Consider the following 21,874-nt stretch of genomic DNA (forward strand, 5'->3'; position numbering starts at 1 on the left):
AACATTAGCTGAGTTGAATTTATAGCTGATGGAGTAGTATCTTGGATTGTCCACAAATCGCAGGTTTAAAGCTTGATGCAGCTTCTTTGGAAGGCATCGAGAGGATGAAACATAAACACCAGCTCATGAAGTATGGTGCAATAGCTATCACTGCAGGCACTATTTATACACTTTTCTTTCGTAACGCTACAGCTAAAGCCCTCTATGATGTTGAGGAATATGACTGGCACGGATTTAGTCAAACTATGGGCGCTCTACCAGTGATAACACGTAGAGCACTGCAAAAAGATGCAAAGCTACAAGCTTTAGATCACCACCACGACCCCAAACAACAACGTTTTTGGAACGCTGTAGCGGATGGATGCAATGTCAAATAAATTAGCGACACTAGCAGTTGCACTGTGCTTACCACTAGCAGCATGTGCTAATGACAAGCTGAAAGAAGAAGAACTTTATCAAGCAGCTAAAAGCATGGCTGTGGCGATGTACGAACTTGGAGAAAAGATTAAAGAGTGCGAGAAAGATAGACCAGTTTTGCCCAAAAGCTTATTTAAAGATATCAATTTAACAAATAAAGAAGCCTTTACAGCTCTACTTTATTTCGAACAAATCAATGAAATTGAATGCTTAAAAGAAGCTGACACCAAATTTATAATTACTAATTTGGTATGGTCTGATGCTTTAAAAAACAGTAGCGATGAACCTCTCGAAGGGTTTGACAAAGAAAAAGTCGAAGTCATGCAAGACATTGCTATTTCAGCTTATAAGAGTATGAACAAGCTTAAAGTTAGATATGCAAAGATTCCGGCAGAGAAAAGAGAAAAGCTAGATAAGCTTAAAGAGCTTAAAGCACCTTTTGATGCAAGCGCAACATACAAAGCATTAAGCAAATAGATTCAGCGGATTTTAACAAAGGCTTAGCCTTGCGTATGCTTCAGCATTTATCTAAGCACAGCAAGCAGTTTTACTAAAACAACAAAAAAGGGGTATCTCCCCTTTTTTGTTAATGCTCATCCGTATTACTTTTCACTGTAACCTTAACTAAGCTGTGATCTTATCGCGCTTAGGACTACTATTCGTTTTTTGTCTTACTGTTGATTTAGCAACAGTTTTATTCTTCTTCTTTTGGGGTTTAAATATTATCGTCATACCTAGATTTTGAGCTATCATAATCAAGTAATCTTGTTTTTCTTTTTCGCTTTCTAGAAAAGTTTCTGCTTGGATTGATAGCACATCAAGACCACCTGCATCAGCTAAATTAAGCAGCTTTAAAGATGCTCCGCTGGGCTTTTTTGCCCCTTGCTCCCACCCCTTAACTGTTGAGGAGCTTGTATTTAAGAATGCAGCAAATACACTCTGACTAGCATTGCACTTCTGTCGTATTTCCTTGATTTCTTTAGCGCTGTAGGTTTTGATGCGGGGTAAACAAAGAGCGTCAAACTCGCGCATTGTAATATCATTCATTAAACCCGCGTTATGCAAGTCTTTTGCGCCTTCGTGTACAACCTCTAAAATTGATTTATCCATCGTCCTCTACCTCTACTAATGCGCCTTCATTTACCGCCGTGTCCAAGTCTTCACCGCTGTAACCTAATAACTGTTTAGCGTACATTTTTAGCGCTTTAAGCTCATCATCTTTAATATTAGCTTTTACGTTTTTGGCAAACCCATATATAAAAAAAGCATTATTATCCTTTTTGTAAGCAATCAATGTTCTAAACCCGCTACTCTTGCCTTTTCCAGGGATAGCTACCCGCTTTTTAAAAACATGGCCTCCAAGGTTAGCATCTACCAACCCTTTCTCTATCTCTGTAATAGCTTCTTTCAAAGTCTCGTCTTTAAGAGATTCTTCTTTTGCCCAGCTATCAAATGCCGTAACTTTAAATATTCGCATTAAAATCCCTTTTACTATACTACCAAGTAGTATAGTAGCAACTGTGATATGGGTCACACTTTCAACAACTCCCTAACCTCATCTACCGCCTGCCCGGACTCTATCAACTTGGCATCACACCGATACACCCGCCAGCCTAGCATCAGGGCCGCGTGTGTGCCTGCCATTGGACCAGCCACCCCCCTCAACTTCTACGGCCAGCTTTCTATCGGGCCAAGCAAAATCAAAGCGCCAACAGCGTGAGGGGTGGAATATGTACTCTGTTTCGGGCTTGGGGAGCTTCATGCCTCTGATATGTAACTCCAGTGTTGCTTCTAGTTTGCTTGGCCCGCTCAAATTAAAAAACCCAATCTTGAATGACTGCTTAACCAATAAAATTCTGTATTTAACTGCCTAATCTCGCTTTTTAACTGGGATTTGGCTTTAATCGCTTTTAAAATATCAAAATTAATATATTCGTCTAGTTTCTTACGATCCTGCTTAGCCCTGCTTATGTCGTCTTTACATTTTTTAAGATCTTTACTGCTAAGCTTTTCTATACCCGTATCATGCCATTGAATCTTAAGCTCTGCTTGAACCTGCAGCTTTGTAATAACATCTACTTTCTGCGTTATGTCTTTTAAGCTTGTATTTTCTATTTCTTCAAACTGCTTTTTTAATGCTTCTAGTTTTTTCTCAAGTCGATTAATTTTACTTTTTGTCGCGCTAATAGCTGTTGCGAGTAGTTCAGTCATTCGCCTCCTCCATTGGAAACACTTCATCAACTTTATACATTGCTCTTTCTGCAGACCTAAACCCCCTTACTTCGTCAGTACCATAAGGACCAAAGCCTATATAGGTCTTAGATAGCTTGTCTCCTTTAATGCCATGGCAAAGAGTTACGCTAGCTTGATCTAGACGGGTATACATGTAATGGGGATCTCCTAACCCACACTGACAAATTGTTTTTTTCCATTCCATCAAAAAGCTCTCACCATATCCCTTATACGGCTCAATGCGTCTTTCCCCTTCAACCCTGTTAACCCCTGCTTTTCGACCCTCTCAGCCAGTGCCTTAGCGTTATATTCCTCGCTTTTCTCGGCTAACGTCTTCTGTCGTGTTCCTGGTAGTGCTTTATGTATTACGATTTCCTCCCCGGCCATCACCTTACGGCAAGCTATCTCATAGTTACGCTTGAACAGTGGTAGTACTTCCTTTTCTGTCCTGCTTCTTAGCTCAAACCACCCCGTAGCCCTTGCTGCTGCATATATGGCGTTATGGGTCCACATGGCACTGGTTGGATTGTTAGCGTTTTGGCAGGCTTCATAGTAAGCCGTATGAACCATTGGCAACCCAAAGTCTTCTGGCCCAGGCTGGCACCATTTCATAAACTGCCCGACAGATGGGAAGTATCTATCTTCATCCTTACGAGCCTTGGCAAAGCCGTGTCTCAGATGCTCTATGGTATTTATTCCGTTGTCAGCAAACGCTTTAATCCACTCTTTTTTGGCTATTTTTTCTGCATTTTCGTCTGGTAATGACAGTCTCCAAGCGGGTTTAATGCCTTTCAGTTGCTCAAAAACACGGTTAATAATCTTTGCGGTTTCGCTTTCAGCCTCCTGCTGTCGTGGGTTCTGTGCTTGCCGTGCTCCTGGAACAGGGTTGAGATTTGTAACTAGCTGCTGTGCTGATTTCATCGTTAGAAGTCTCCCAAGTCGTGAACCCAGTCGGTTTGCTCTTCGATCTTAGGCTGAGCCATGCTGTAACCGCCTGCAGGCATCACCCTTGCCCCTCGCTCCATGGCAAACTTCTGAGCGTTGCGAATCCAGTTCCGCCAAGCTGAAGCCCAGCACTTGAACGTTGAACCCTTGGCCCTGTGGTAATCCAGAAACTTAGCTGTTTCGGTTACGAGATCCACTTGCAAGCCGTTGTCATTGGCCCACTGAACCATGTCCGGTGTAATCGGGAGTTGATCAGGCGTAGCCGTAGCCCGTTTTTTCGTTGCCTTGGGTTTGGCCTTGCCCGGTTTTGATTTTTCGCTGGTTTGCCCCTTGGGGGGACTAAGGGGGGTAATATTATATTTAATATTTTTTTTATTATTTTCTTTAATATGTTTCCCAATTTCAGGAAGTTTTTTCCCAGATTTAGGAAGATTATTCCCGGCGTTGGGAAGATTCCCGGATTCGGGAACCTCTTTCCCAGATTTGGGAAGCTTTTCTATTTGTGCCCATTCTTCAATGTTTGGGTTAATACCAATTTCCCTTACACCCCCAGAGCCGGACACATTCAGTATATTTTTTTCTGATAGCTTTTTAACGAGCGTTGAAATATGGCGCTTAGCAATACCACTTAATTCCTCAAGCTTGCTCCATGAAAGTAAGGCCGCTTCTTTGTGATAGCCGTAAGCCTGACGAACAATAACAAGCAATATCCTTAGATCTCTTGCGCTCAAGTCATCACGCGTATAAATAGCTTCCAATAGTTTGTTTTTGAATTGGGTGTAACTGTCTTGTGATTCGTTTTTCACTTCATTAACTGCCGGAAAGCTTACAATATTCATCGCGAGATCCTTTTAAACCGTCGTACTCCAGTTGTGGCGGCGGGTTTTTTGGAAAACATGAGAGAACGTATTTTCTATAAACTCGATAGCGCCTAGCGTTGTACCTGCTGACTCTTTTAGCTCTCTGTACGTTGTTCTAATCTGCTCAATACTTGGGTTTGGTCCCAGCTGAATAACGGCTATTTGCGCCTCTGCATTCTCTTTAGTGATCGAGGCCGCCACCTGTCGTATGCCATTCTCACCCCCTGGCATATTTGGCTCGTCACCTTTTCTAGTACCGATATACACACCAGCAGCGGCGTATACTTCATTGAGATAAGCCAGCTTTAAATCATTGGGCATTGCGGCAACAATGGCAGGCTCTAGCGCTATGATTTTCTGTTCGCTTTTGAATTGCTCATCGTAGAAACCTAACCACCTAAAAAACTTCTGAGCGTTTACCCTCATAGCTTGCTCGCAATTTAAACAGTCTGAATCTTTAAAAGTTATGCCCTGATCGGTTAATATTTGGTCAAAACCAAAGTCAAAGAAGGCGGTTACTACTTTATCTGTTAGAATCGCCCGACTTAACTTAGGTAAACTTAGCCAGTGATTAACGTATTTCTGGATAAGGCCAAACCGTCCCTGTGATTGTGAGTTCATTAGCCGTTAGCTCCTTACATTATAATTTTCTTGTTTGCTCTCCTTGGATGCCCCAACACTTAAAGCCCCACTAGTTAATCTTTCTATCTGAAAAGATCTGAGAGGAGGAATAATTTCATCCCACTGACATACTGCGGAGGGCTTAATACCTAGCGCTTCAGCTACTTTTACTTGAGATCCAAAATAACTAACAACATCAGACTTTCTCATAAAACATTCTCCTATTAATAAGTTTTCTTACATATTAATAGATAAAGATATCTTATTCAACTCACTGATAAGATTACTTACATGAAAACACTAGGTCAGAGACTGCGCGAAAGGCGCAAAGAGTTAAAACTCACTCAAAAACAAGTAGGTAAATATGCTGGAGTTTCAGCAGTTTCAGTCACTCTGTGGGAGAAAGATGAAACAGCCCCAACAGGAGAAAAACTTTTAAGAACAGCAAAGCTGCTTCAATGTAGTCCAGAGTGGTTACTTTATGAAGAAGGAAGCTTAGGCCAGCCTGTTGAAGGGATGCCTATCAGCTCAATTTTAAGAGTTCCTGTTATATCTCAAAAAGATGGCTCAACCACAGAAGACTGGCGAGAAACAGTAGCCAATATTGGGGGCAATGCTTTTGCTGTTAGGGTAGTAGGTGACTCAATGGTTAACCCGATAGGTTATCCATCATTACCAGAAGGAAGTATTGCAATAATTGATGTTGATGCTTCTGCATCAACAGGAGACATTATTGCTGTGAAGGTAGAGGAATCAGGCGAGATTATTGTCAAAAAGCTCGCTAAAGACGGCCCTCACTTATATTTAATGCCACTAAACCCCAGCTACAAAGCAATAGAGATGAATGAGCATTACAAAGTACTTGGAGTAGTAAAAAGAGTAGAAGCAGACCTTTGAGCGCTTTACTGCGCTCTATGGCTATCTATGTATTCTCTAAGAGCTTTGTTTATGCCCGTTTGGTAACGGTCATGGTGATCCTTAAACCACTTAATAATGTCTGAGTCCAAGCGTAAAGAAACTTTTTCCTTTATTGGACGGTAAAACTTCCCGTGCTCTGCATTAGACCAGTCAGTAATAGGTGGAATATCACTAGTATCAATCTCACTATCAGGCTTTGCAGCTAATGCGCGTAACTCTTCTATTTGCTCTGGCGTGAGAGGGTCAAATGGGCTTCCATCAAATTCTACAATTTCAGAATCAATAGACTTTTTGTCTTTTTTTCTAGCTTGATTAGAATCTGTATTTTTCTTGCTCATAACATCTTATCTCATGTTTTTCGGCTCTTCGTGCTGAAATGATGCGTACAATCTCCTCGCCACCCTCATCCTCTTTAATAGTATGAGCTACAAGAACTATAGCAACACCGCATATTTCACCTGTAGTTTGCCAACGCTCTTCACCATCAACATAACGGTCTTGAATGCTTAATTGGTGCGGATCGCTAAAGACTCGCAAAGCAAGTTCAAAGCTAAGGCCGTGTTTTCTCTGGTTTGAAGCGTTCTTATTCTTATCCCAGATAAATTTCATTTGTATAGACTAATTTGTATAGACTAATTTGTATAGACTAATTTGTATGGACAAATATGTAAAGACTTAAGCAGCTTACCAAACTCATACCAACCACAAATAATAAGTTAACTTATTTTAATGTTGACTTTAAAAATAAGTTAACTTATCTTTAATCCCACACCAACGAAACACTTCAACGGAGAAGAAGTCATGTTATGTGGGAACAGTGCAGCTCTTAACGAGTACGAAATCAAACAAGCCCAGTCAGAAGACAATAGCTACATAAGAGAACAGGAAACACGCGATATTGCACAGGATCTGCTAGACGGTGAGGAATACACCCAGTGTGGCAAAACATGGTCGATCAAAGATGTAATGTTGTATGCATCAGAGGAAGACGGCTTTGATGAGATCCTTCAGGAGTTAGCCCAAGCCAGAAACAACCCTTTCGAACAAATGAGCATCTTAAGACGGTTTAACGAGTTTGTTTCAGAGCAAGCTTATTACATCGCTGATGGGATGGGGGTTTAAGTCATGGCTATAACACTCAACGAGCAAATCAAACAACACAATGCGTATATAAACCGCGTAATACTGAGCATCCCTAACTTTGGGATGCTCGAAGGCGAGGAAAAATTTCTCGCCAATCGCCGCCTAAGTATCGGCGGTAGTGATGTAGGGGCGATCTTGGGCATTAGCAAATACAAGACACCTTATGCAGTATGGCTAGAGAAAACAGGACGGGCAGAGCCTCAGAAAGAAACAAAACACATGCATTTCGGCAAGGTGCTTGAAAGTGTCGTAGCTGATGAGTACGAAAGAGTTACAGGCAACAAAGTACATAAGGTTAATCAAACCCTGGCGTGTAAATCAATGCCATGGCTTACCGCTAACTTAGACAGACGTGTTGTATATCTGCAAAAGGTTTTAGAGTGCAAGACAACTAACCCCTTTTCATTTAAGCGTGACGACTGGGGCGAAGGGAACCAGTACACAAAGACAGACCATCCTAACACACCGGCTAAACCTGTCGTGCTTTGTGATGGTATACCAGACATGTACTTATTACAGTGCCAGCACTACTTGACTGTTACCGGCTATTTAGAAGCTGATTTAGCGGTGCTCATTGGCGGTAATGATTTGCGTATCTACACAATCGTACATAATGAAATGCTTGCCGGGATTGTTGCACAGCGGCTTACTGACTTTTGGTTTAACCATGTCATAGCAGACGTACCACCAGAACCCACAACACCGCTAGAAGTTGATGAGTTTTATGGAAGCAAACACGACAACGGCGAAAGTATTACCGCTACAGATGAAGTACTAGAAGCCCTGGAGGAACTAAAAAAGGCTAAAGAAGTAAAAAAAAAAGCTGAAAATATCGTCAAAGAGAAAGAAAGCATAATCAAAAGACACATGGGTGAAAATCAGCAATTAATAGACGATAGCGGCAATAAATTAGCAAGCTGGAAAACCTATATTAAAAGTAGCTTTCAAGTAACAAAATTTAAAGAAAATCACCCGGAATTAGCAATTAATTTCACCGAAAAAACAGAAAACCGCACTTTTAGAGTTTAGTTTTATCCTTAAAAATAAGGATATTGATACTAAACCAGGTCTTGAAATTACAACTTAAAACCAGATTTTAAAAGCATAAAAAACACCTCTTAATTATTTTTTTGGACATTTAATTATGAATAATTCACCTGTTGCCGTACAGAGCAACCTGTTTTCGCTCGCCCCTCGAAACCTGCAAGAAGCCATGGAGTACGCCAACTTAATTGCACAAAGTTCAATGGTTCCAGCGGCATTTAAAGGTAAAGCTGGCGATGTACTCGTAGCCGTGCAAATGGGCGCAGAGCTTGGCCTACCCCCAACCCAAGCATTACAAAATATAGCCGTCATTAATGGCCGCCCTTCCCTTTGGGGTGATGCAGTCCTGGCCGTCTGCAAAAGCTCAAGCCTATGCGAATACGTGCGTGAATACTGGGACGATGAAAAAAAAATAGCAAAATGCGTTGCCAAGCGTCGCGGCGATGATGAGGAAGTTGTTAGAACCTTTAGCTTTGAAGATGCTAACCAAGCAGGATTACTCAACAAACAAGGGCCATGGAGACAATACCCTCAACGCATGGCCCAAATGAGGGCTAGATCCTGGGCTGTAAGGGATGCTTTTCCAGACCTGCTAAGGGGCATCGCTGTCAGAGAAGAACAAATAGACGCCGAACAGCCCAAAGAGAAAGACGTAACCCTGTCAAAGCCTGAAAAATCAAGGTCTGAAGCCCTTTTAGAACAGCTACAACAACAGACAGAGCCTACCCCAGAATCAGGGCCAAGCGATGAGGAAAAAGCACAAGCCGCGCTTGATACCGTGCTTAATGCCATTAATCACGCTCAAAGCTTAGGGGATCTCGAAACGGTTGGAGAAAGCGCCCAACAGTTGCCATATGCTTATCGCGAGCCTGCACGCACTGCATACAAAGCCAAAAAGACCGAGTTAGAGCAGGAGGCGGCATAATGCATTGTCCATACTGCAAAGGCCGTGCAGAGCTGGTTACAGGTCACAAGGTCTACCCGCACAACAGAAAGCTACACCATAAATTCTTTTATTTGTGTGAGCCTTGCAAGGCTTACGTAGGCTGCCACGGAACAACACGCAAGCCGCTTGGCCGGCTTGCAAACAAAGAATTGAGACGCGCCAAACAGGAAGCACACAAGTATTTTGATAGGATCTGGAAAGAATTACCGTTTAAGCGAAGCGATGCCTATCAATGGCTTGCAAGGCGCATGGGGCTTGGCTTTGATGAGTGCCACATAGGAATGTTTGACGTAGCACAGTGCCAGCAAGTCGTAAGAATTAGTAAAATATTTCTAAATGCCGCAAGGAAGTAGCGAAATGATTAAACATACTAGCAATGATGAAATGTGGGTTAATATATCCGCTAAATATCAACGCAAAAAAATACAAAATATCGAGACAAGGAAAAAGCTGAAAAAGGCTATAGAAGAAGCTCGAAAGCGTATTGATAAAGACTTATAGTTATACAGGTTCGGTTTGTTTTTCAATGCTGGCCAGCATTTTTACATTTCTTCTCTTTAAAGAAGCATATTTTTTGAAGGTGTTTGTATAGTCAAATATAAGTGCTCCAGATCCATTATTGTAGAAATCTATATATTTAATTAATAAGTCAACATATTCTTGATGACAAGAGGTCCCATGATAAATATTAATATAAAACAGCAGAGTTATTAACTCATTATCTGATAGTAGGCTATTAATAGTATCTATGTATAATTTGTTGTCAAACTTGTTATCATCAATAAACCTAATAATGGTTGCTAGAATTTTAACGTAATACTCTACAGTCTGAAAAGACCTCTCAAGAACATAGTTAATGCCACTAATATTTTCATCATCTAGCCTCCTCTCTATTTGTTTAAATGCTTCTCTCCCCGTATACGTAATATTTTTTCTGGGTTTAATTTGAACACGCTCTACAGCATCATTAAATAACTCAAGTAGTTTAAAAAATGTATTTTCAAAGCGCTGAAACTCTAGGTTTCTTTCTTGCCCCCTTAATGCCTTTGCTGAAGCCTCAAGTTCTTTTCGTGTAAGACTCAGCTCTTTTTGTTGCAATACAATTGTGATAATCAGCCCCACAAACATTAAAAGTGTAAATAGAGGGTTTAAAGCACCTCCAAGGAAATCACCAAAAGCTCCAAAATCTCCACTTTTCCCAGCTAAAAGAGCAAATATATCTATAACTACAAGTAAAATAAGCGCATATGATGCCCCTTGAGCCAATCTAAAAAGGAATCGTGATATTTGCCTAGAGTAACCAAACATGTGGAGATATTTTCTGTAACAACGTCTTAAGCCTTTGGTGTATTTTAACTGGTAGGGAGTTAAAAACTGCTTGATTTTAGAGTAATACAGGCTAATTTCCATTTTTTAAAATCACACTCCAAATAAATACAACATAGGCCTTATAACTTGAGTACAGATTACCATTTAGAGCTATACCCCATATACCTCCATATGAGTGAAAACGGCACTGCCAGCGGTTTTGCACCCAACGTTCCAGGGCTTTTCTTTGCTGGAGACTCTATCAAAGAGTGCATAGAAGATGCTAAAAGCGCTTTTGTTGCACACTTTGACTTGCTGTTTGAAGATGGCCAGCCAATACCCAAGGCTACAGAGGTCGAGGATCACCTAGACGATGAAGATTGTGTAGGAGGCCTTTGGTTTTTGGTTGAGGTGGATACAGCAAGGTATCGAGTCTAGTTACAACAACCTTCTTCTATTTCTTGAACAGTATCATTATTGATACTACAATATTCTCATGACTAGGATTGAACAACTTATAGCAGACTGGCGCAAAAGCCCGACAAACGTAAGGTTCAGCGACTTAGTAAAGGTGTGAATAGAAAAATTAGAGGGTTCGAGCAATGATTAATTATGAACACTACACGTACCGGGTAACCTGGTCTGAAGAGGATCAAGAATTTGTAGGGCTGTGCACTGAGTTTCCTAGCCTTTCTTACCTGGATGAAAAGCGTGTAAATGCACTAGAAGGCATTTGCAATCTAGTAAAAGAGATCATCGAGGATATGCAGGCAAACGGTGAAACCGTGCCAGAACCAATCTCAGAGAAAGCTTACAGCGGTAAATTTATGGTACGTATTCCACCAGAACAGCATCGCTTGCTTGCAATTAGAGCCGCTGAATCTGGTGTAAGCCTGAATAGGTATGTTAGCTCTAAGCTGGTTTAAAGAACCCATCAAGAGTAGCGAAGTAGTGCCAGAACCAATTTCACTGAAAACATGTAGTGAGTTTATACTCCCCAAGTGGTTTAACCCTTCTGAAGAGCTTTACGCATTTCTAAAGCAAAGCTGGAATAAAAAATACAGTGGACTATTTGAAGGTGGCAAAGATGACTTAAAAAGCACTGTAGCCAGCTTACTATCCTTCCTGGAAAACAATGAGGAAAAATATAAATCAAGGTGCTTATTGTTTTGCTATGTATGTTGCTTGGCGGCAAAAGATACTGTGGAAGCATATGCACCAAAGGAAGTTCGACACTTAAAGTACTCAACTACCTTGAAAAGGCTTTAAGCCAACAGAGTGAAATCGAAGGGAAAGCAGAACTAGATAGGTTTAATGAGCTTGATTACTCCCCCTACTCTTCAGGTTTAACCGATTCCCTACAAGTTTATTCTCATACCGTAAGCTGTATATTTAGTGAGCAAATTTTAGAGAACATCCAGGAAATATTTCTGATCTGCTGCGAAGATGATGCAATTGCTCCTGGTGATTACAGACCAATATTTAACTGGTTATTAACTGAGGCTTTCCCTGCCGCTTACGCACTGCGCCTACCCAGGTTTATATTCACCCGAAACACTCATATGCAAGAAGGGTGGCAATACAAGCAAGCTTAGCGAATGCGTCTTATAACCCTACCAGCATAGAGCGAGGGTTTACGGCACTTTCGCTGCAATCTGCAGTTCTGGCCGTTTGTAATAAATATCAAAAGCATCAAAAACAAAGTACTTCGATTCACAAGGCTATTTTTGAATATATGAAAAGAATTACAAAGATGGCAGCATTTATATAAAAAAGAATAGAAGACACTTTAAAAGACTGGCATGCTATATTACCAAGGCGTTTTATTCTTTCGTTATTTTCAGTTAAAAACTCTTTTTTATCGAAATAATCTTGCAAGTGACCTTTTTCCTGGCTGCTTGAGAAGTACGGGTTTAAACCCCATATTGTCATTTTTTTCCATGCAGCTTTATTCACAGATTTTAGCTTGAATAGAAAAAAAGAAATTAATATTGGTGAGATAATAAAGTGAAGGAACATTGTTAAAAACAAAAATGGTATATATACATCAATAAATGTCATGGTAAGTCATACTGTTAGCTTGTGAATGCTCTTTATTAGGAGCAAAGAAGAGAGGTATATGGATTGTCAACTTCTTTCTTGTTATATGTTGGCCGGCATAAAAACATTGTCTTGATGGGGTAGGTACTAGCTCTTGCCTGATTATGAGCTGCTAATTTATATATCTTTCAAGAGTTTACTCTTGGGTATTTTTAAACTGTAATGTTTGATGATCTATCTCGGGTGCTTTTTTTGGGCCTGCATTATAAATATCTTCTGGTATATGATATTTCAAGGTTTCGTGTTCTACTGGGCTATAGTTTTTTAAAAAATAGGTCATTTCACAAAGATAGTCATACACAATCTTTCTATAGTTTTCGGTAACTGGCTGCGAACCGTTTCTATCCAATTCCGCAACCGTACGCTTGATAAAAACTGGTATTACTTCGTAGTTACTACTAAAAAACAACGCAGCTATTTGACTGACATATGACACCAACGGGTAATTATGGTGATTACGTCGGTAGCATTGCTCTGGAACTAAGTTAGCTTGATTTAATGAAACATGAAACTTCTTAATCTCGCTTCTAGCTTCCTTAGCACCTGCCAAAGATGATGTCATATATTCTCCTTACTCATAATGTCACCAACAGGATTCCGCGTAGCGGGTCACTGCTTGCTTGGCCTTGTTATGTCTTTTCATTGGCACCTTTGCTCTCCAAATATGCGGCTAGTTTGCGTGCCTCGACCTCTGACAGCGCAACGGAGATCATTCGGTAGCCTGTTGCGCCGCTGGCTCGGAATTCCAGACCAATAGCTTTTTGGTCGTTATTGCCTCCGAGATTGTGGAGCTTAACAGAGACGTTCTTGACCCTGACGCTTGTTGCGGAAATCTCCCCGAAAACGCCTAGATCTGGCACTCCAAACATGGCCGCACTTGATCCTCCACGGCGCACGTGATTCACGAGATAAACAATCAGTGGAATGACAATCACAACGGCCAAAATTAGGTATGGCTTAGCGCTCTCCATGCTTCTTTCATCCCCCATTAAATAACTATTAATAAACGCCACTCTGACGCAAGCTTTATCTCATTGTATGCTTTGTGGTTCGTGGTATCCAGGGAGTAGGTCTTAGCTGATTATGTTTTAGGTGACATTGCACCTTATAAGGCTATCTTTGAACATTATTAGAAATGTATAAACCTCCCCTCTCCCATTCGAATAGCAAACCACAGGATCATCATTTCTATCTGTAGATTTAACACCTTGAACACTTAGCTTTGTGCTCCCAGCTTCACGTACCCACAGGCCGTACAGCCGAGATTCCGATTGATACTCACAAGTGACGCTTAAAGTTGCATCCTGTGGTTCAGAAATATCAAATTTCGAAGACCAGCTATCTCCCAAAGGAGATAACTCAAATAAAAAATATGCATCGTAGTTAGCTCGATGCTCACCTTCATTTTTTCTATAACACCTTATTACCACTTCACTCATAGCAGAACATAATTACTAATAAACACTACTCAAACACGAAGCCTAACCTCATTGTAGGCCCTATGGTTATTGGTTTCCAGCTAGGTGGGTAGATACTAGCTACCCCATTAGGCACCTATTCTTCCAGCCATAGATTTAAGTCTGCTAGAATCATTTTCATCAATTTGCCATTAGCTTTGTGTCGAGCGGCTTTGAGATAATTATCAAAAATATGAATCACTTCCGACACCCTATTCGACTCAAATACATATCGACTTTGTTTTCTTCGATCGGGCGTTTCAAGTGTAACAATTACATCCATGTAGTAAATTGGTACTTCGCCCTCTTGCTTTGTCGAAACGAAATTTACATTTAGTTCTGAATCACAGCACTTGTTGCTGTTATCAAGATCTACTGCCGTGCTACTAAATACACTATTATTATCTAGTACAACCTTTAAATCTTGAACAAAGGCTTCCTGATCATTACGCCCATATGCCCACTCCGGTTGGCCGCTCCCCGCCACTGGAACATAAATATTGCCTCCCGCTGGCATTAAGATGCTAGATGTTCCATATTCGATCTTGCCAGTAGTTAATGTTAAGCGAACTGGATAATTTACATTAGCTGTAGTTACATATGTCTCTGGTGAAACACGCATATTGGTTGACATACAGCCCGGCAAAACGGTTATAAGAAAAATAAATAGCATGATCTTGTTCACAGTAACCTCCTTATGCCTAACGTATAAGGGCACTGGCGACGCTTTTGGGCGTTCATGTGGTCCGACTAGTGTACGCCCGGCATGGGCATTGAATTTATGGGGTGAAAGTCCCCTGTAGGAAGATCACCATGACACAAGCCTAACCCCATTGTAGGCCCTATGGTTACTGGTATCCAGCGAGGTGGCTGGTTATGATTTACTAAGTGAGCATGTAGGCATTTCATCTCCTCCATATTTTTAAAATATATGCTGCCGTAAAACTTGCTGCAACAAAATTCAAAAATATTTGAAAGTAGTACCAGCTTATATTTAAAGTTGGGGAATAGATAACAACACCAATAATAAAACCAGATATTAGGGGGAATAAATGTTTAGCAGAATATCTTTGATTTTTGATTAAATTTGATATTGAAAAAATTATGACTAAGGCTATCACCGTGCAGATGAAATCAAATAGCCCGAAAAATATTGTTAAATTGAGTTTGGTCCTTGTGAAATCATGCTTTGGTAACCAAGGTATTATATATGCTGCCCCAATACCTGTGATAGGTATATAGAGATATCCAAGAGCAACACCTAGTACTGTATGAAGTAATATATTCTTTGTCATGGTGATTTAATAAACTTCATTCTTGCGCGAATCATAACTATTTTGTAGGGCTTATGGTTACTGCATTACAGCAATTTGGCTGACTAGATATCTGCTCTTCTCTGATTAGGTTTCAATTTCTGCCCTAATTTTCTCTATTACCCCACCATTCCCATAGCTCAGAGACTAAAATCCACTGAATTAACCCTGTAACTCCAGCGACAGCTATGCCTGTTAGTGATGCATGAGGGAAACGCCAAGAGATGAATGTAGAGAGGCACTCCTGTTACAGAAAGCAAAAGATGTGAAGATATGCTGTACTCACCATGACCAGAAAATAACGTGCCGTAAACGCTGAAAAGGAAAAGCGCTGCTGCCCAACCTCCATAAATTAAACTTATTCCCTTCGTGCGGCCAACCATTCCAAAACCTAACTATTAATGAACATCACTCTGACACAAACTTAACCCCATTGTAGGCCTTATGGTTAGTGGTATACAACGGGTAGATACCAGCTCTTACCCGATCAGCCATTGGAAGCCACAACAGACAAGACAAAATCTTTCGGTGGGCTTAGCTGACAGTTCCGCACGCCCTCTGCCGACCCCCATCCAAACCAGACCCGATTTTCTTTCTCTGCCATTTGACCTAATAAAAGCTGGAAACTGCTCTGCAGCGCCAAAACCTCACCACTTTTATAGTCTTCAATAACGAAAAAAAATTTTCTCACGTCGAATCTATTTCGTGGACCGTACCGGTATCGAATAACGACATCAGATACATCGGTTTTGCTTTGTCGTTGCCAATGATGCTCTTTTCCTCCAACCATCCCGCACAGCCCTAACTTAAGCTGATCTTTATTGGTAGCTGAAATGATAAAGCTTCCTTCACAAAATAAATCATTCCGAGGCCTTGAAGGACTCAAATCATCGCTGTTGAATAAAAGTTGCACGGTTTGAAATCTTTCCGGCTCGCTTAATAACTCCGCAGCCAATTTAGTTGGATAGTAGTTTCGTTCAATTACACCTGAAACGGGGTAATATTCTAGAGCAATGCTATCCGAACTTACCTTCGCAAAAACTTGTTCCTGCGCACCTCGACATGCTTCCTCAAAGTGAGCGAACCTCTCATCGTCCGTAATTCGATTGGTCAACCATGAAAAGAAAGCAACCAAGAAAGTTGCAGCTACAACCATTGCAAGAGTGACTCTCAAAGAAGCTTCCCCTCAGTTTTTGGCTAACTATTAATGAACGTCACTCTTACGCAAAACCTAACCCCATTGTAGGCCTTATAGTTATTGGTATCCAGTGAGGTGGGTAGGGAGCAGGTCTTAGCTGATTAAGAATTTTTTTATTTAATAAGCGAGTCTAAATAGTTTACAACTTCACAGTGCCAATTTACTAATACGTCACGTTCACTTGGCCCATTATTAACCCAGCTCTCGGCGAAATTCTGCTGCATGAAGTAAGTTTTTACCCCGTGAAGCTCTCCATCAATACCACCACCTGACTTAGATGGAACAACTGATAAATCGATGCTTTCTAGAAAATGAAGCCAACCCTCAATGTGGTTTTGAACTATACCTGTAAACTTTATGTATTTCGGTGGATTTTTAAATTTTAGCAATGGGACAACCTCCGATGTTTCTGAACCCCAGTGATACTTACAAAAATACACACCTTCACTGGCCTCGAAAACCACATATGAAACTCTTGGGAAACAAGGGATTTGTATGAAGCTATACAGGCAAAATACAGGAATGATTTCAGAGCCAAAATCTCTGTATAATAATTCAACAGGATCTGCTAATTCACTTTCTACTCTTTTTTGAATATGTAGTAATTCCATAACTCTGCCAAAAATACATAACTACTAATGAACATCACTCTGACGCAAAAACCTAACCTCATTGTAGGCTTTATTGATCATGACATAGCGTGGTAGCAGTGTTTGGCTGATTAGTTTTTTCTCCAAAACTCATTTAATGACCTTGTGATATGAGCCTTTTCATAGTGGTATTCTTCTTGCCAGGCACACCATTCTAAAAATTGGGACACAGCTTCTTTCTGGGACTGGTTAAATAATTTAAAAAGTTCCGGATTAGATATTACGGTTTGAGTTAAGTTATATAATGGGCCAGTATTAGTTTTTCCTTCAATTTCCGCAATGATGAAAGCAGGAATATGGAACCTTAGTCCTTTCTCATCCATAAATGACAAACTACTGTCGCAATAGAAAATATCGTCATAACTAATATTTTGCCAGTCTATTTTTTCATCTTTTTTTCGTGCTTCGCGCTGTATATCCTTTGGTTCATAATCATCTATTGCTTGCGCCTCCCAAAGACCTATACCATCCTCCAGCTCCACGCCTTCAAATGCCTTAATAATATCCTCTTTAATATATTCGAAACACATATTTTGATTAAAACTAACTACTAATGAACGTCACTCTGACGTAAAACCTAATCACATTGTAGGCCTTATGGTTAGTGGTATACAACGGGTAGATACCAGCTCTTACCCGATTATACATTTTACCTTGGCTAGTCGCCTAAATTTGATTTGATCATTTTTTTATTTAGCATAAAGAAGTAACCATATTCAAAAATAAGCCCTAATACACCCAGAAGTGCAAGCTTAGTTATCCCCGCACTCTCTCCCTGCAAAGGAACTGAGAATATGCCGGCCATTAGCGCGAGAAATATAACGACAGCAACAAACAGAACCATATAACTAGATCTGATTCTCTCGGCACAACCACTACATTTAACACTAGCCGGATTCATTGCTTTAAGCATGTCTGAAAACTTAAACTCTGTACCGCAGTTTTGGCACTTACTCATTACTACCCCTTTACCAACATTCTTAATGTATAACGCTCAAAGCTGGCGAGCGTTTTTTTGCGTCGCTAGCCTTTGCTTGTTAGTTGCTAAGAATAGTTCCACACTCTGATGCATATACTGGCTCCCCATCCTTCCTCAACTCCCAGCTCTCGTAGTCACCTTCGCCGAAAAAGGACTCAAATTTATTGGAATTCTTTAACTCCAAAGTAATAGAGGCATTCTCACTAGATATAAATGCGGCTGTTACTTCCTGCCCCTCAATCAATGCTCGGACCTTTTGTAAAATATCACCACTAAAGTCAGAACCCACATACTCATATGAAGATATTACTTCATCTGAGCTTGCGCTTAATGACCACGCCCCCTCAATCAAAAGAGTATATTTTTCATTAAGCTCAAGAAACAAATTCACCCGGCTATTTGCATCTACTCTTTCTATGGCTTGTATTGCAGAGCTTAAATTCATGGTTGCAACTAACTATTAATGATTGTCACTATGACGCAATATATTACATCACTTTAGGGTAATTAACCGTCGCTATTTATGAGGGTGATTTTTAGCCAGCCCCCGCACCAACTCCGCACTCTTGACGTATTCTTCCGGCCTACCCTTCCCGGCCACGGTGTTGTAGTGCTTTTTCCAGTAGTTAGCCCTCCCCTCTAGCGTTTCCGGAATTGCACCCGGTCTCAGCTTGTAATGCAGACGACAGAAGATAAACGAGAGTAACGGGGAGTATGCTAAGTCTCTGTGCTGTAGCGTCTTCAGGTCAACATTAAACGACTCTTTCAGCCTATCTCTGTCTGCGGATCTCACACGGTTTTGAATGTCCTTGAACGAAATCGGATCTATCTGGCATAAGCCCACACCCGCGCCCATTGGCGTCCTATCGGGAAAATTGCCAAGTTTGGTTTCCTGGGCAGCTGTCTCTAACAGCAAGTTAACAGCATGGCCACCACCATTTCCCAAAACCTCACATACTTTCGTTGCAAACTCTAACGCTTGAGTTGGGGAAACAAGGCCGTAACCGAAATTTTTACTACTCACAAAAAAAATACTCATTCAGGAAAATCTAGAACGAGCATTCTAACAAACATGAAAAAATAATCAGTTTAATTCAAACTTGATTTTATTTGCCCAGGACACATCTAATAATTCATCAACTGTATTTTTCTTATGGTTAGCGTAGTTTTCAACTATAGCTTTCTTAGTATATTTACTGAGGTTAGCTATTCTAGGACAACCTGGATCTTCAATCCTATCTAGAATATATGAGATATTTGCTTCAATCTGACTTGGCAATACTTCACTCTTATCATAAAGCTCAATTACTTGTTTAAAGTCATGCGGAGTTAACATAAGCTCTAATTGCTCACGCCAATTTAAGGCATCTTTAATTTTCTCAATCAGTTCTAGTAGTTTGTTATCTTCAGTAATTTGTTTTAAAGACTTTTTAACCCATACATGGAAGTTTATTGACGCAATTTTTCGCCCTACTTTTATAGGCTCATAATCAATCTTTAAAGTGTCCGTTTTATTTATCTCTTGCTTAGAGCTTTCTAGAACAAACTTTTTAAAGTTATCAAACCGACCATTATACTTACCAGCAATAGCTAAGTATTCCTTAAGCTCATCTAAGTCAATATTGAAGCTAAAATATTCCTTACCTGGTCGAATATATAGCTTACACAGCTCATATACACGCCAACCATAAAAGCTTCTAATCTTTTGAATTTGTTTGTCTTCAGTCTTAGTAAACAGAGCATCAATAGATGATATATAAGGAGCTATTGAGTTCGTAAACTTAAAATAAACTCTATCACTTGCAAGAGCTGCCACCTCAAATATATTAATGGATATAAACTCCCCAGTAGGCTCTCTACTTTTTGAGAGTTTTTCGAGTGTTAATCCCGTTTTACGAAGCTCTACAAGTATTTTTTTTGTATTCTTATAAAAGCTACTATCGTCGATTACGCCTTTTAAAGCTTTACATAGCTCTGCACGAGTAAATGAAATTTGGTTATCAGGTAGAGGTTTGTATGGATTTATATGGGCTAATAAGAAACTAAATATTTGGAACGCTTCAACTCCAAGCTTTTGATCAAATTTCGCTCTAATCAGCTCATTACGTTTAACCACCCATAGCGGGTTATGGTCTTCTTTTATGAGGTGACTATTTGCCCACTTAGACATAAAACCCCTAGTAAGAATTAACCTTTAAAGTATTACTAGGTAATAATAGTCTTATTCATCTATACATTCAACTAGTGAAGTATAGCCTACATGAATATGCTAGGGGATTTAAGAAGCGGTTCTTTTCCAACATTGAAGGCGTCCCTGTAACCCCCTAGCTTTTTCCGGACCTATCTTCTTTATCAAAAATCACCACGGAAATAACTAGGGATATAAAGACTCTACCAGAGTACACAAAGTTTAAATATCTGTAATGCCACTGGTATAGGAACGGTTACGGTAATTCCTAGGTAGTAAAGTTATGTAACTCTCACGGAAATTTCTAGGGTGGTTACTTGGAGATATGTTACGGAGATCTCTAGGGGTATTAATGTAAAACATCCTACACATGCTTGTCATGCGAATTCCACGGCAATTTCTAGGTAGTTGACTGTATGTAGAAACTACGGAGATAGCTAGGGGTTTATTTGAGGCAGAAGTAACGGAAATTTCTAGGTGCTTAATGTGCAAGCATGTCACGGAAATATCTAGGGGGATCACTGAAGTTCAGTTCTACGGAATTTACTAGGGGTATTAAGAGACGATGAAGTAACGGAAATTTCTAGGGGGGATAATCTGCTACCCATTACGGATATTTCTAGGGATGTGAGATTTCTGCATGTATTACGGAAATTGCTAGGGGAGTTAATGCATGAACATGTTACGGGAATTTCTAGGGGTGTTTAGCACATTGAAAATGTCCCGGAGATTCCTAGGTAGCTAGAAATTTTAATATACGGAAATAGCTAGGGATTCCGGAGATTTCTAGGTAATAACTGGAAATAGCTAGGTGTATAACGGAAATTTCTAGGGAAGTAAGCGGGAATACCTAGGGGTTTTACGGAAATATCTAGTGATCAAGCGGATATATCTAGGTTTAAAAAGTGACCACTAACCTTGAAACTCAATAATAATAAAGCATAAGTAAACATTTGTTTATTAACAAACAAGATAAACAAGTATTAAACAAGATAATAAAACAAGTATTAAACAAGACAAACATATAGAGCTGCCTTGTTTGTTCTGAATGATGATAGCTATTAGGGGAAAATTGTTTTTGAAACTAATCGTTTACTTAAAAAGAAGTTAAGCAATGCAATATGTGTGGGTGATATCAATAGCCAGGTTACGGGCTACACCTGCTAAAAGGCGATAGAAATGACATTTGCTCTATCTTGGTAAATCGCAGTTGGTGGCTTACTTTCAAGTTTGAAGATGGCATTAGACCAGTACACTTCTTAAGGTCAATGACATTATTAACTTCAATACCGTTGCCCAAAAGGCTGGCGTCTCTAAAGCTTGGCTTTATCGCGAGACAGATATTGCAGGTCGTATTAAGCGGTTAAGAGATCAGCAGGCAAACCAAGAGCCGAAGGCATACAAGGAAACACAACGCGCTTCCGATGCCTCTAAATCAGCTTTGGTGAAGACTCTTAAGGCTCGAATCAAAGCGCTTGAGAGTGAAAACAAAGAACTGAAAAAGCAGCTTGAAGTTGCCTATGGGAAGCTTCATGATTCTACATCATAGCCATGT

General features: G+C 40.2%; 35 protein-coding genes and 1 pseudogene. 12 read left to right on the forward strand and 24 right to left on the reverse strand.

What is annotated here, in order from left to right:
- The first annotated feature begins 41 nt into the window (after positions 1-41).
- Together ACQ96U_RS22750 and ACQ96U_RS22755 are read left to right on the forward strand one after the other, a co-directional pair.
- Positions 42-377: a hypothetical protein gene (locus ACQ96U_RS22750; RefSeq protein WP_431723570.1), complete on the forward strand. Its 336-nt coding sequence runs from the start codon at positions 42-44 to the stop codon at positions 375-377.
- Positions 367-894, forward strand: coding sequence for a hypothetical protein (locus ACQ96U_RS22755; protein ID WP_431723571.1), 528 nt, complete (start codon positions 367-369; stop codon positions 892-894). Before ACQ96U_RS22750 ends, ACQ96U_RS22755 begins: the two co-directional genes overlap by 11 nt.
- Before the next feature lie 147 nt (positions 895-1,041).
- On the opposite strand, the gene ACQ96U_RS22760 is transcribed toward ACQ96U_RS22755, so the two are convergent.
- The 9 genes from ACQ96U_RS22760 to ACQ96U_RS22800 are packed head-to-tail and all read right to left on the reverse strand — an operon-like array spanning position 1,042 to position 5,285.
- Positions 1,042-1,527, reverse strand: a complete 486-nt coding sequence (locus tag ACQ96U_RS22760) for a helix-turn-helix domain-containing protein (RefSeq protein ID WP_431723572.1) — start codon at positions 1,525-1,527, stop codon at positions 1,042-1,044.
- Positions 1,520-1,951, reverse strand: a complete 432-nt coding sequence (locus ACQ96U_RS22765; protein ID WP_431723573.1) for a type II toxin-antitoxin system RelE/ParE family toxin — start codon at positions 1,949-1,951, stop codon at positions 1,520-1,522. Before ACQ96U_RS22765 ends, ACQ96U_RS22760 begins: the two co-directional genes overlap by 8 nt.
- A 57-nt stretch (positions 1,952-2,008) precedes the next feature.
- Positions 2,009-2,230, reverse strand: a complete 222-nt coding sequence (locus ACQ96U_RS22770; RefSeq protein ID WP_431723574.1) for a hypothetical protein — start codon at positions 2,228-2,230, stop codon at positions 2,009-2,011.
- Positions 2,227-2,628: a hypothetical protein gene (locus ACQ96U_RS22775; RefSeq protein ID WP_431723575.1), complete on the reverse strand. Its 402-nt coding sequence runs from the start codon at positions 2,626-2,628 to the stop codon at positions 2,227-2,229. Before ACQ96U_RS22775 ends, ACQ96U_RS22770 begins: the two co-directional genes overlap by 4 nt.
- Positions 2,621-2,854: a hypothetical protein gene (locus ACQ96U_RS22780; protein ID WP_431723576.1), complete on the reverse strand. Its 234-nt coding sequence runs from the start codon at positions 2,852-2,854 to the stop codon at positions 2,621-2,623. Before ACQ96U_RS22780 ends, ACQ96U_RS22775 begins: the two co-directional genes overlap by 8 nt.
- Complete coding sequence (locus ACQ96U_RS22785) at positions 2,854-3,570, reverse strand: replication protein P (RefSeq protein WP_431723577.1); 717 nt, start codon at positions 3,568-3,570, stop codon at positions 2,854-2,856. Before ACQ96U_RS22785 ends, ACQ96U_RS22780 begins: the two co-directional genes overlap by 1 nt.
- 2 nt (positions 3,571-3,572) lie before the next feature.
- Positions 3,573-4,433: a replication protein gene (locus tag ACQ96U_RS22790; RefSeq protein WP_431723578.1), complete on the reverse strand. Its 861-nt coding sequence runs from the start codon at positions 4,431-4,433 to the stop codon at positions 3,573-3,575.
- Between the two features lie 12 nt (positions 4,434-4,445).
- A complete protein-coding gene (locus tag ACQ96U_RS22795; protein ID WP_431723579.1) occupies positions 4,446-5,075 on the reverse strand; it encodes a hypothetical protein in 630 nt (209 codons plus the stop codon).
- A gap of 6 nt (positions 5,076-5,081) precedes the next feature.
- Positions 5,082-5,285 (reverse strand): Cro/CI family transcriptional regulator, encoded by a 204-nt coding sequence (locus ACQ96U_RS22800; protein ID WP_431723580.1) that lies wholly within the window; start codon positions 5,283-5,285, stop codon positions 5,082-5,084.
- A gap of 81 nt (positions 5,286-5,366) precedes the next feature.
- Between ACQ96U_RS22800 and ACQ96U_RS22805 the strand changes: the two genes are divergently transcribed.
- Positions 5,367-5,972 (forward strand): S24 family peptidase, encoded by a 606-nt coding sequence (locus ACQ96U_RS22805; protein WP_431723581.1) that lies wholly within the window; start codon positions 5,367-5,369, stop codon positions 5,970-5,972.
- A gap of 5 nt (positions 5,973-5,977) precedes the next feature.
- Here ACQ96U_RS22805 and ACQ96U_RS22810 read toward each other — a convergent pair whose 3' ends face one another.
- Together ACQ96U_RS22810 and ACQ96U_RS22815 are read right to left on the reverse strand one after the other, a co-directional pair.
- Positions 5,978-6,331, reverse strand: coding sequence for a BrnA antitoxin family protein (locus ACQ96U_RS22810; RefSeq protein ID WP_431723582.1), 354 nt, complete (start codon positions 6,329-6,331; stop codon positions 5,978-5,980).
- Entirely contained in the window at positions 6,306-6,602 is a 297-nt protein-coding gene (locus tag ACQ96U_RS22815; protein ID WP_431723583.1) for a BrnT family toxin, read from the reverse strand. The genes ACQ96U_RS22810 and ACQ96U_RS22815 overlap by 26 nt, the downstream gene beginning before the upstream one ends.
- Before the next feature lie 192 nt (positions 6,603-6,794).
- Between ACQ96U_RS22815 and ACQ96U_RS22820 the strand changes: the two genes are divergently transcribed.
- The 5 genes from ACQ96U_RS22820 to ACQ96U_RS22840 all read left to right on the forward strand — a co-directional run bounded on the left by ACQ96U_RS22820 (position 6,795) and on the right by ACQ96U_RS22840 (position 9,627).
- The gene (locus ACQ96U_RS22820; protein WP_431723584.1) at positions 6,795-7,115 is read left to right on the forward strand and encodes a hypothetical protein; all 321 of its coding nucleotides are present in this window, start codon (positions 6,795-6,797) and stop codon (positions 7,113-7,115) included.
- Between the two features lie 3 nt (positions 7,116-7,118).
- Positions 7,119-8,165: a YqaJ viral recombinase family protein gene (locus ACQ96U_RS22825; RefSeq protein ID WP_431723585.1), complete on the forward strand. Its 1,047-nt coding sequence runs from the start codon at positions 7,119-7,121 to the stop codon at positions 8,163-8,165.
- Positions 8,166-8,280: 115 nt separating this feature from the next.
- On the forward strand, positions 8,281-9,105 hold the full coding sequence (locus ACQ96U_RS22830) for a recombinase RecT (RefSeq protein WP_431723586.1): 825 nt from the start codon (positions 8,281-8,283) through the stop codon (positions 9,103-9,105).
- Complete coding sequence (locus ACQ96U_RS22835; protein ID WP_431723587.1) at positions 9,105-9,479, forward strand: zinc-finger-containing protein; 375 nt, start codon at positions 9,105-9,107, stop codon at positions 9,477-9,479. The genes ACQ96U_RS22830 and ACQ96U_RS22835 overlap by 1 nt, the downstream gene beginning before the upstream one ends.
- A 4-nt stretch (positions 9,480-9,483) precedes the next feature.
- Positions 9,484-9,627 carry a hypothetical protein gene (locus tag ACQ96U_RS22840; protein ID WP_431723588.1) on the forward strand — a complete coding sequence of 48 codons (144 nt, stop codon included), beginning with the start codon at positions 9,484-9,486 and terminating at the stop codon, positions 9,625-9,627.
- Here the strand turns inward: ACQ96U_RS22840 and ACQ96U_RS22845 are convergent, their stop codons facing one another.
- Positions 9,628-10,536, reverse strand: coding sequence for a hypothetical protein (locus ACQ96U_RS22845; RefSeq protein ID WP_431723589.1), 909 nt, complete (start codon positions 10,534-10,536; stop codon positions 9,628-9,630). It lies immediately after the preceding gene.
- A 45-nt stretch (positions 10,537-10,581) separates the two neighbouring features.
- Here ACQ96U_RS22845 and ACQ96U_RS22850 point away from each other — a divergent pair, with 45 nt between their 5' ends.
- The 3 genes from ACQ96U_RS22850 to ACQ96U_RS22860 all read left to right on the forward strand — a co-directional run bounded on the left by ACQ96U_RS22850 (position 10,582) and on the right by ACQ96U_RS22860 (position 12,029).
- Positions 10,582-10,872: a type II toxin-antitoxin system HicB family antitoxin gene (locus tag ACQ96U_RS22850; RefSeq protein WP_431723590.1), complete on the forward strand. Its 291-nt coding sequence runs from the start codon at positions 10,582-10,584 to the stop codon at positions 10,870-10,872.
- 164 nt (positions 10,873-11,036) lie between these two features.
- Complete coding sequence (locus tag ACQ96U_RS22855; protein ID WP_094789871.1) at positions 11,037-11,360, forward strand: type II toxin-antitoxin system HicB family antitoxin; 324 nt, start codon at positions 11,037-11,039, stop codon at positions 11,358-11,360.
- A 231-nt stretch (positions 11,361-11,591) separates the two neighbouring features.
- On the forward strand, positions 11,592-12,029 hold the full coding sequence (locus ACQ96U_RS22860; RefSeq protein ID WP_431723591.1) for a hypothetical protein: 438 nt from the start codon (positions 11,592-11,594) through the stop codon (positions 12,027-12,029).
- A 118-nt stretch (positions 12,030-12,147) separates the two neighbouring features.
- On the opposite strand, the gene ACQ96U_RS22865 is transcribed toward ACQ96U_RS22860, so the two are convergent.
- The 12 genes from ACQ96U_RS22865 to ACQ96U_RS22920 form a co-directional block, all read right to left on the reverse strand.
- The gene (locus ACQ96U_RS22865) at positions 12,148-12,390 is read right to left on the reverse strand and encodes a hypothetical protein (RefSeq protein ID WP_431723592.1); all 243 of its coding nucleotides are present in this window, start codon (positions 12,388-12,390) and stop codon (positions 12,148-12,150) included.
- A gap of 280 nt (positions 12,391-12,670) precedes the next feature.
- Positions 12,671-13,096: a hypothetical protein gene (locus ACQ96U_RS22870; protein ID WP_431723593.1), complete on the reverse strand. Its 426-nt coding sequence runs from the start codon at positions 13,094-13,096 to the stop codon at positions 12,671-12,673.
- A 67-nt stretch (positions 13,097-13,163) separates the two neighbouring features.
- Positions 13,164-13,505 carry a hypothetical protein gene (locus ACQ96U_RS22875; protein ID WP_431723594.1) on the reverse strand — a complete coding sequence of 114 codons (342 nt, stop codon included), beginning with the start codon at positions 13,503-13,505 and terminating at the stop codon, positions 13,164-13,166.
- 583 nt (positions 13,506-14,088) lie between these two features.
- Positions 14,089-14,676: a hypothetical protein gene (locus tag ACQ96U_RS22880; RefSeq protein ID WP_431723595.1), complete on the reverse strand. Its 588-nt coding sequence runs from the start codon at positions 14,674-14,676 to the stop codon at positions 14,089-14,091.
- Between the two features lie 65 nt (positions 14,677-14,741).
- A complete protein-coding gene (locus ACQ96U_RS22885) occupies positions 14,742-14,900 on the reverse strand; it encodes a hypothetical protein (protein WP_431723596.1) in 159 nt (52 codons plus the stop codon).
- An 891-nt stretch (positions 14,901-15,791) separates the two neighbouring features.
- Positions 15,792-16,478 (reverse strand): hypothetical protein, encoded by a 687-nt coding sequence (locus ACQ96U_RS22890; RefSeq protein ID WP_431723597.1) that lies wholly within the window; start codon positions 16,476-16,478, stop codon positions 15,792-15,794.
- A gap of 137 nt (positions 16,479-16,615) precedes the next feature.
- Positions 16,616-17,113 (reverse strand): hypothetical protein, encoded by a 498-nt coding sequence (locus ACQ96U_RS22895; protein WP_431723598.1) that lies wholly within the window; start codon positions 17,111-17,113, stop codon positions 16,616-16,618.
- Positions 17,114-17,223: 110 nt separating this feature from the next.
- On the reverse strand, positions 17,224-17,682 hold the full coding sequence (locus tag ACQ96U_RS22900; protein WP_431723599.1) for a DUF6714 family protein: 459 nt from the start codon (positions 17,680-17,682) through the stop codon (positions 17,224-17,226).
- A gap of 128 nt (positions 17,683-17,810) precedes the next feature.
- On the reverse strand, positions 17,811-18,110 hold the full coding sequence (locus tag ACQ96U_RS22905) for a hypothetical protein (protein WP_431723600.1): 300 nt from the start codon (positions 18,108-18,110) through the stop codon (positions 17,811-17,813).
- Between the two features lie 79 nt (positions 18,111-18,189).
- Positions 18,190-18,576: a hypothetical protein gene (locus ACQ96U_RS22910; RefSeq protein WP_431723601.1), complete on the reverse strand. Its 387-nt coding sequence runs from the start codon at positions 18,574-18,576 to the stop codon at positions 18,190-18,192.
- A 72-nt stretch (positions 18,577-18,648) separates the two neighbouring features.
- On the reverse strand, positions 18,649-19,170 hold the full coding sequence (locus ACQ96U_RS22915) for a hypothetical protein (protein WP_431723602.1): 522 nt from the start codon (positions 19,168-19,170) through the stop codon (positions 18,649-18,651).
- Positions 19,171-19,215: 45 nt separating this feature from the next.
- Positions 19,216-20,301, reverse strand: coding sequence for a replication initiation protein (locus ACQ96U_RS22920; RefSeq protein ID WP_431723603.1), 1,086 nt, complete (start codon positions 20,299-20,301; stop codon positions 19,216-19,218).
- Positions 20,302-21,586: 1,285 nt separating this feature from the next.
- Here ACQ96U_RS22920 and ACQ96U_RS22925 point away from each other — a divergent pair.
- Positions 21,587-21,868: pseudogene (locus ACQ96U_RS22925) on the forward strand (DUF6262 family protein); the annotation flags it as partial.
- Positions 21,869-21,874 lie beyond the last annotated feature (6 nt).

It is taken from the genome of Zooshikella sp. RANM57 (assembly GCF_050749885.1).
Taxonomy (GTDB): domain Bacteria; phylum Pseudomonadota; class Gammaproteobacteria; order Pseudomonadales; family Zooshikellaceae; genus Zooshikella.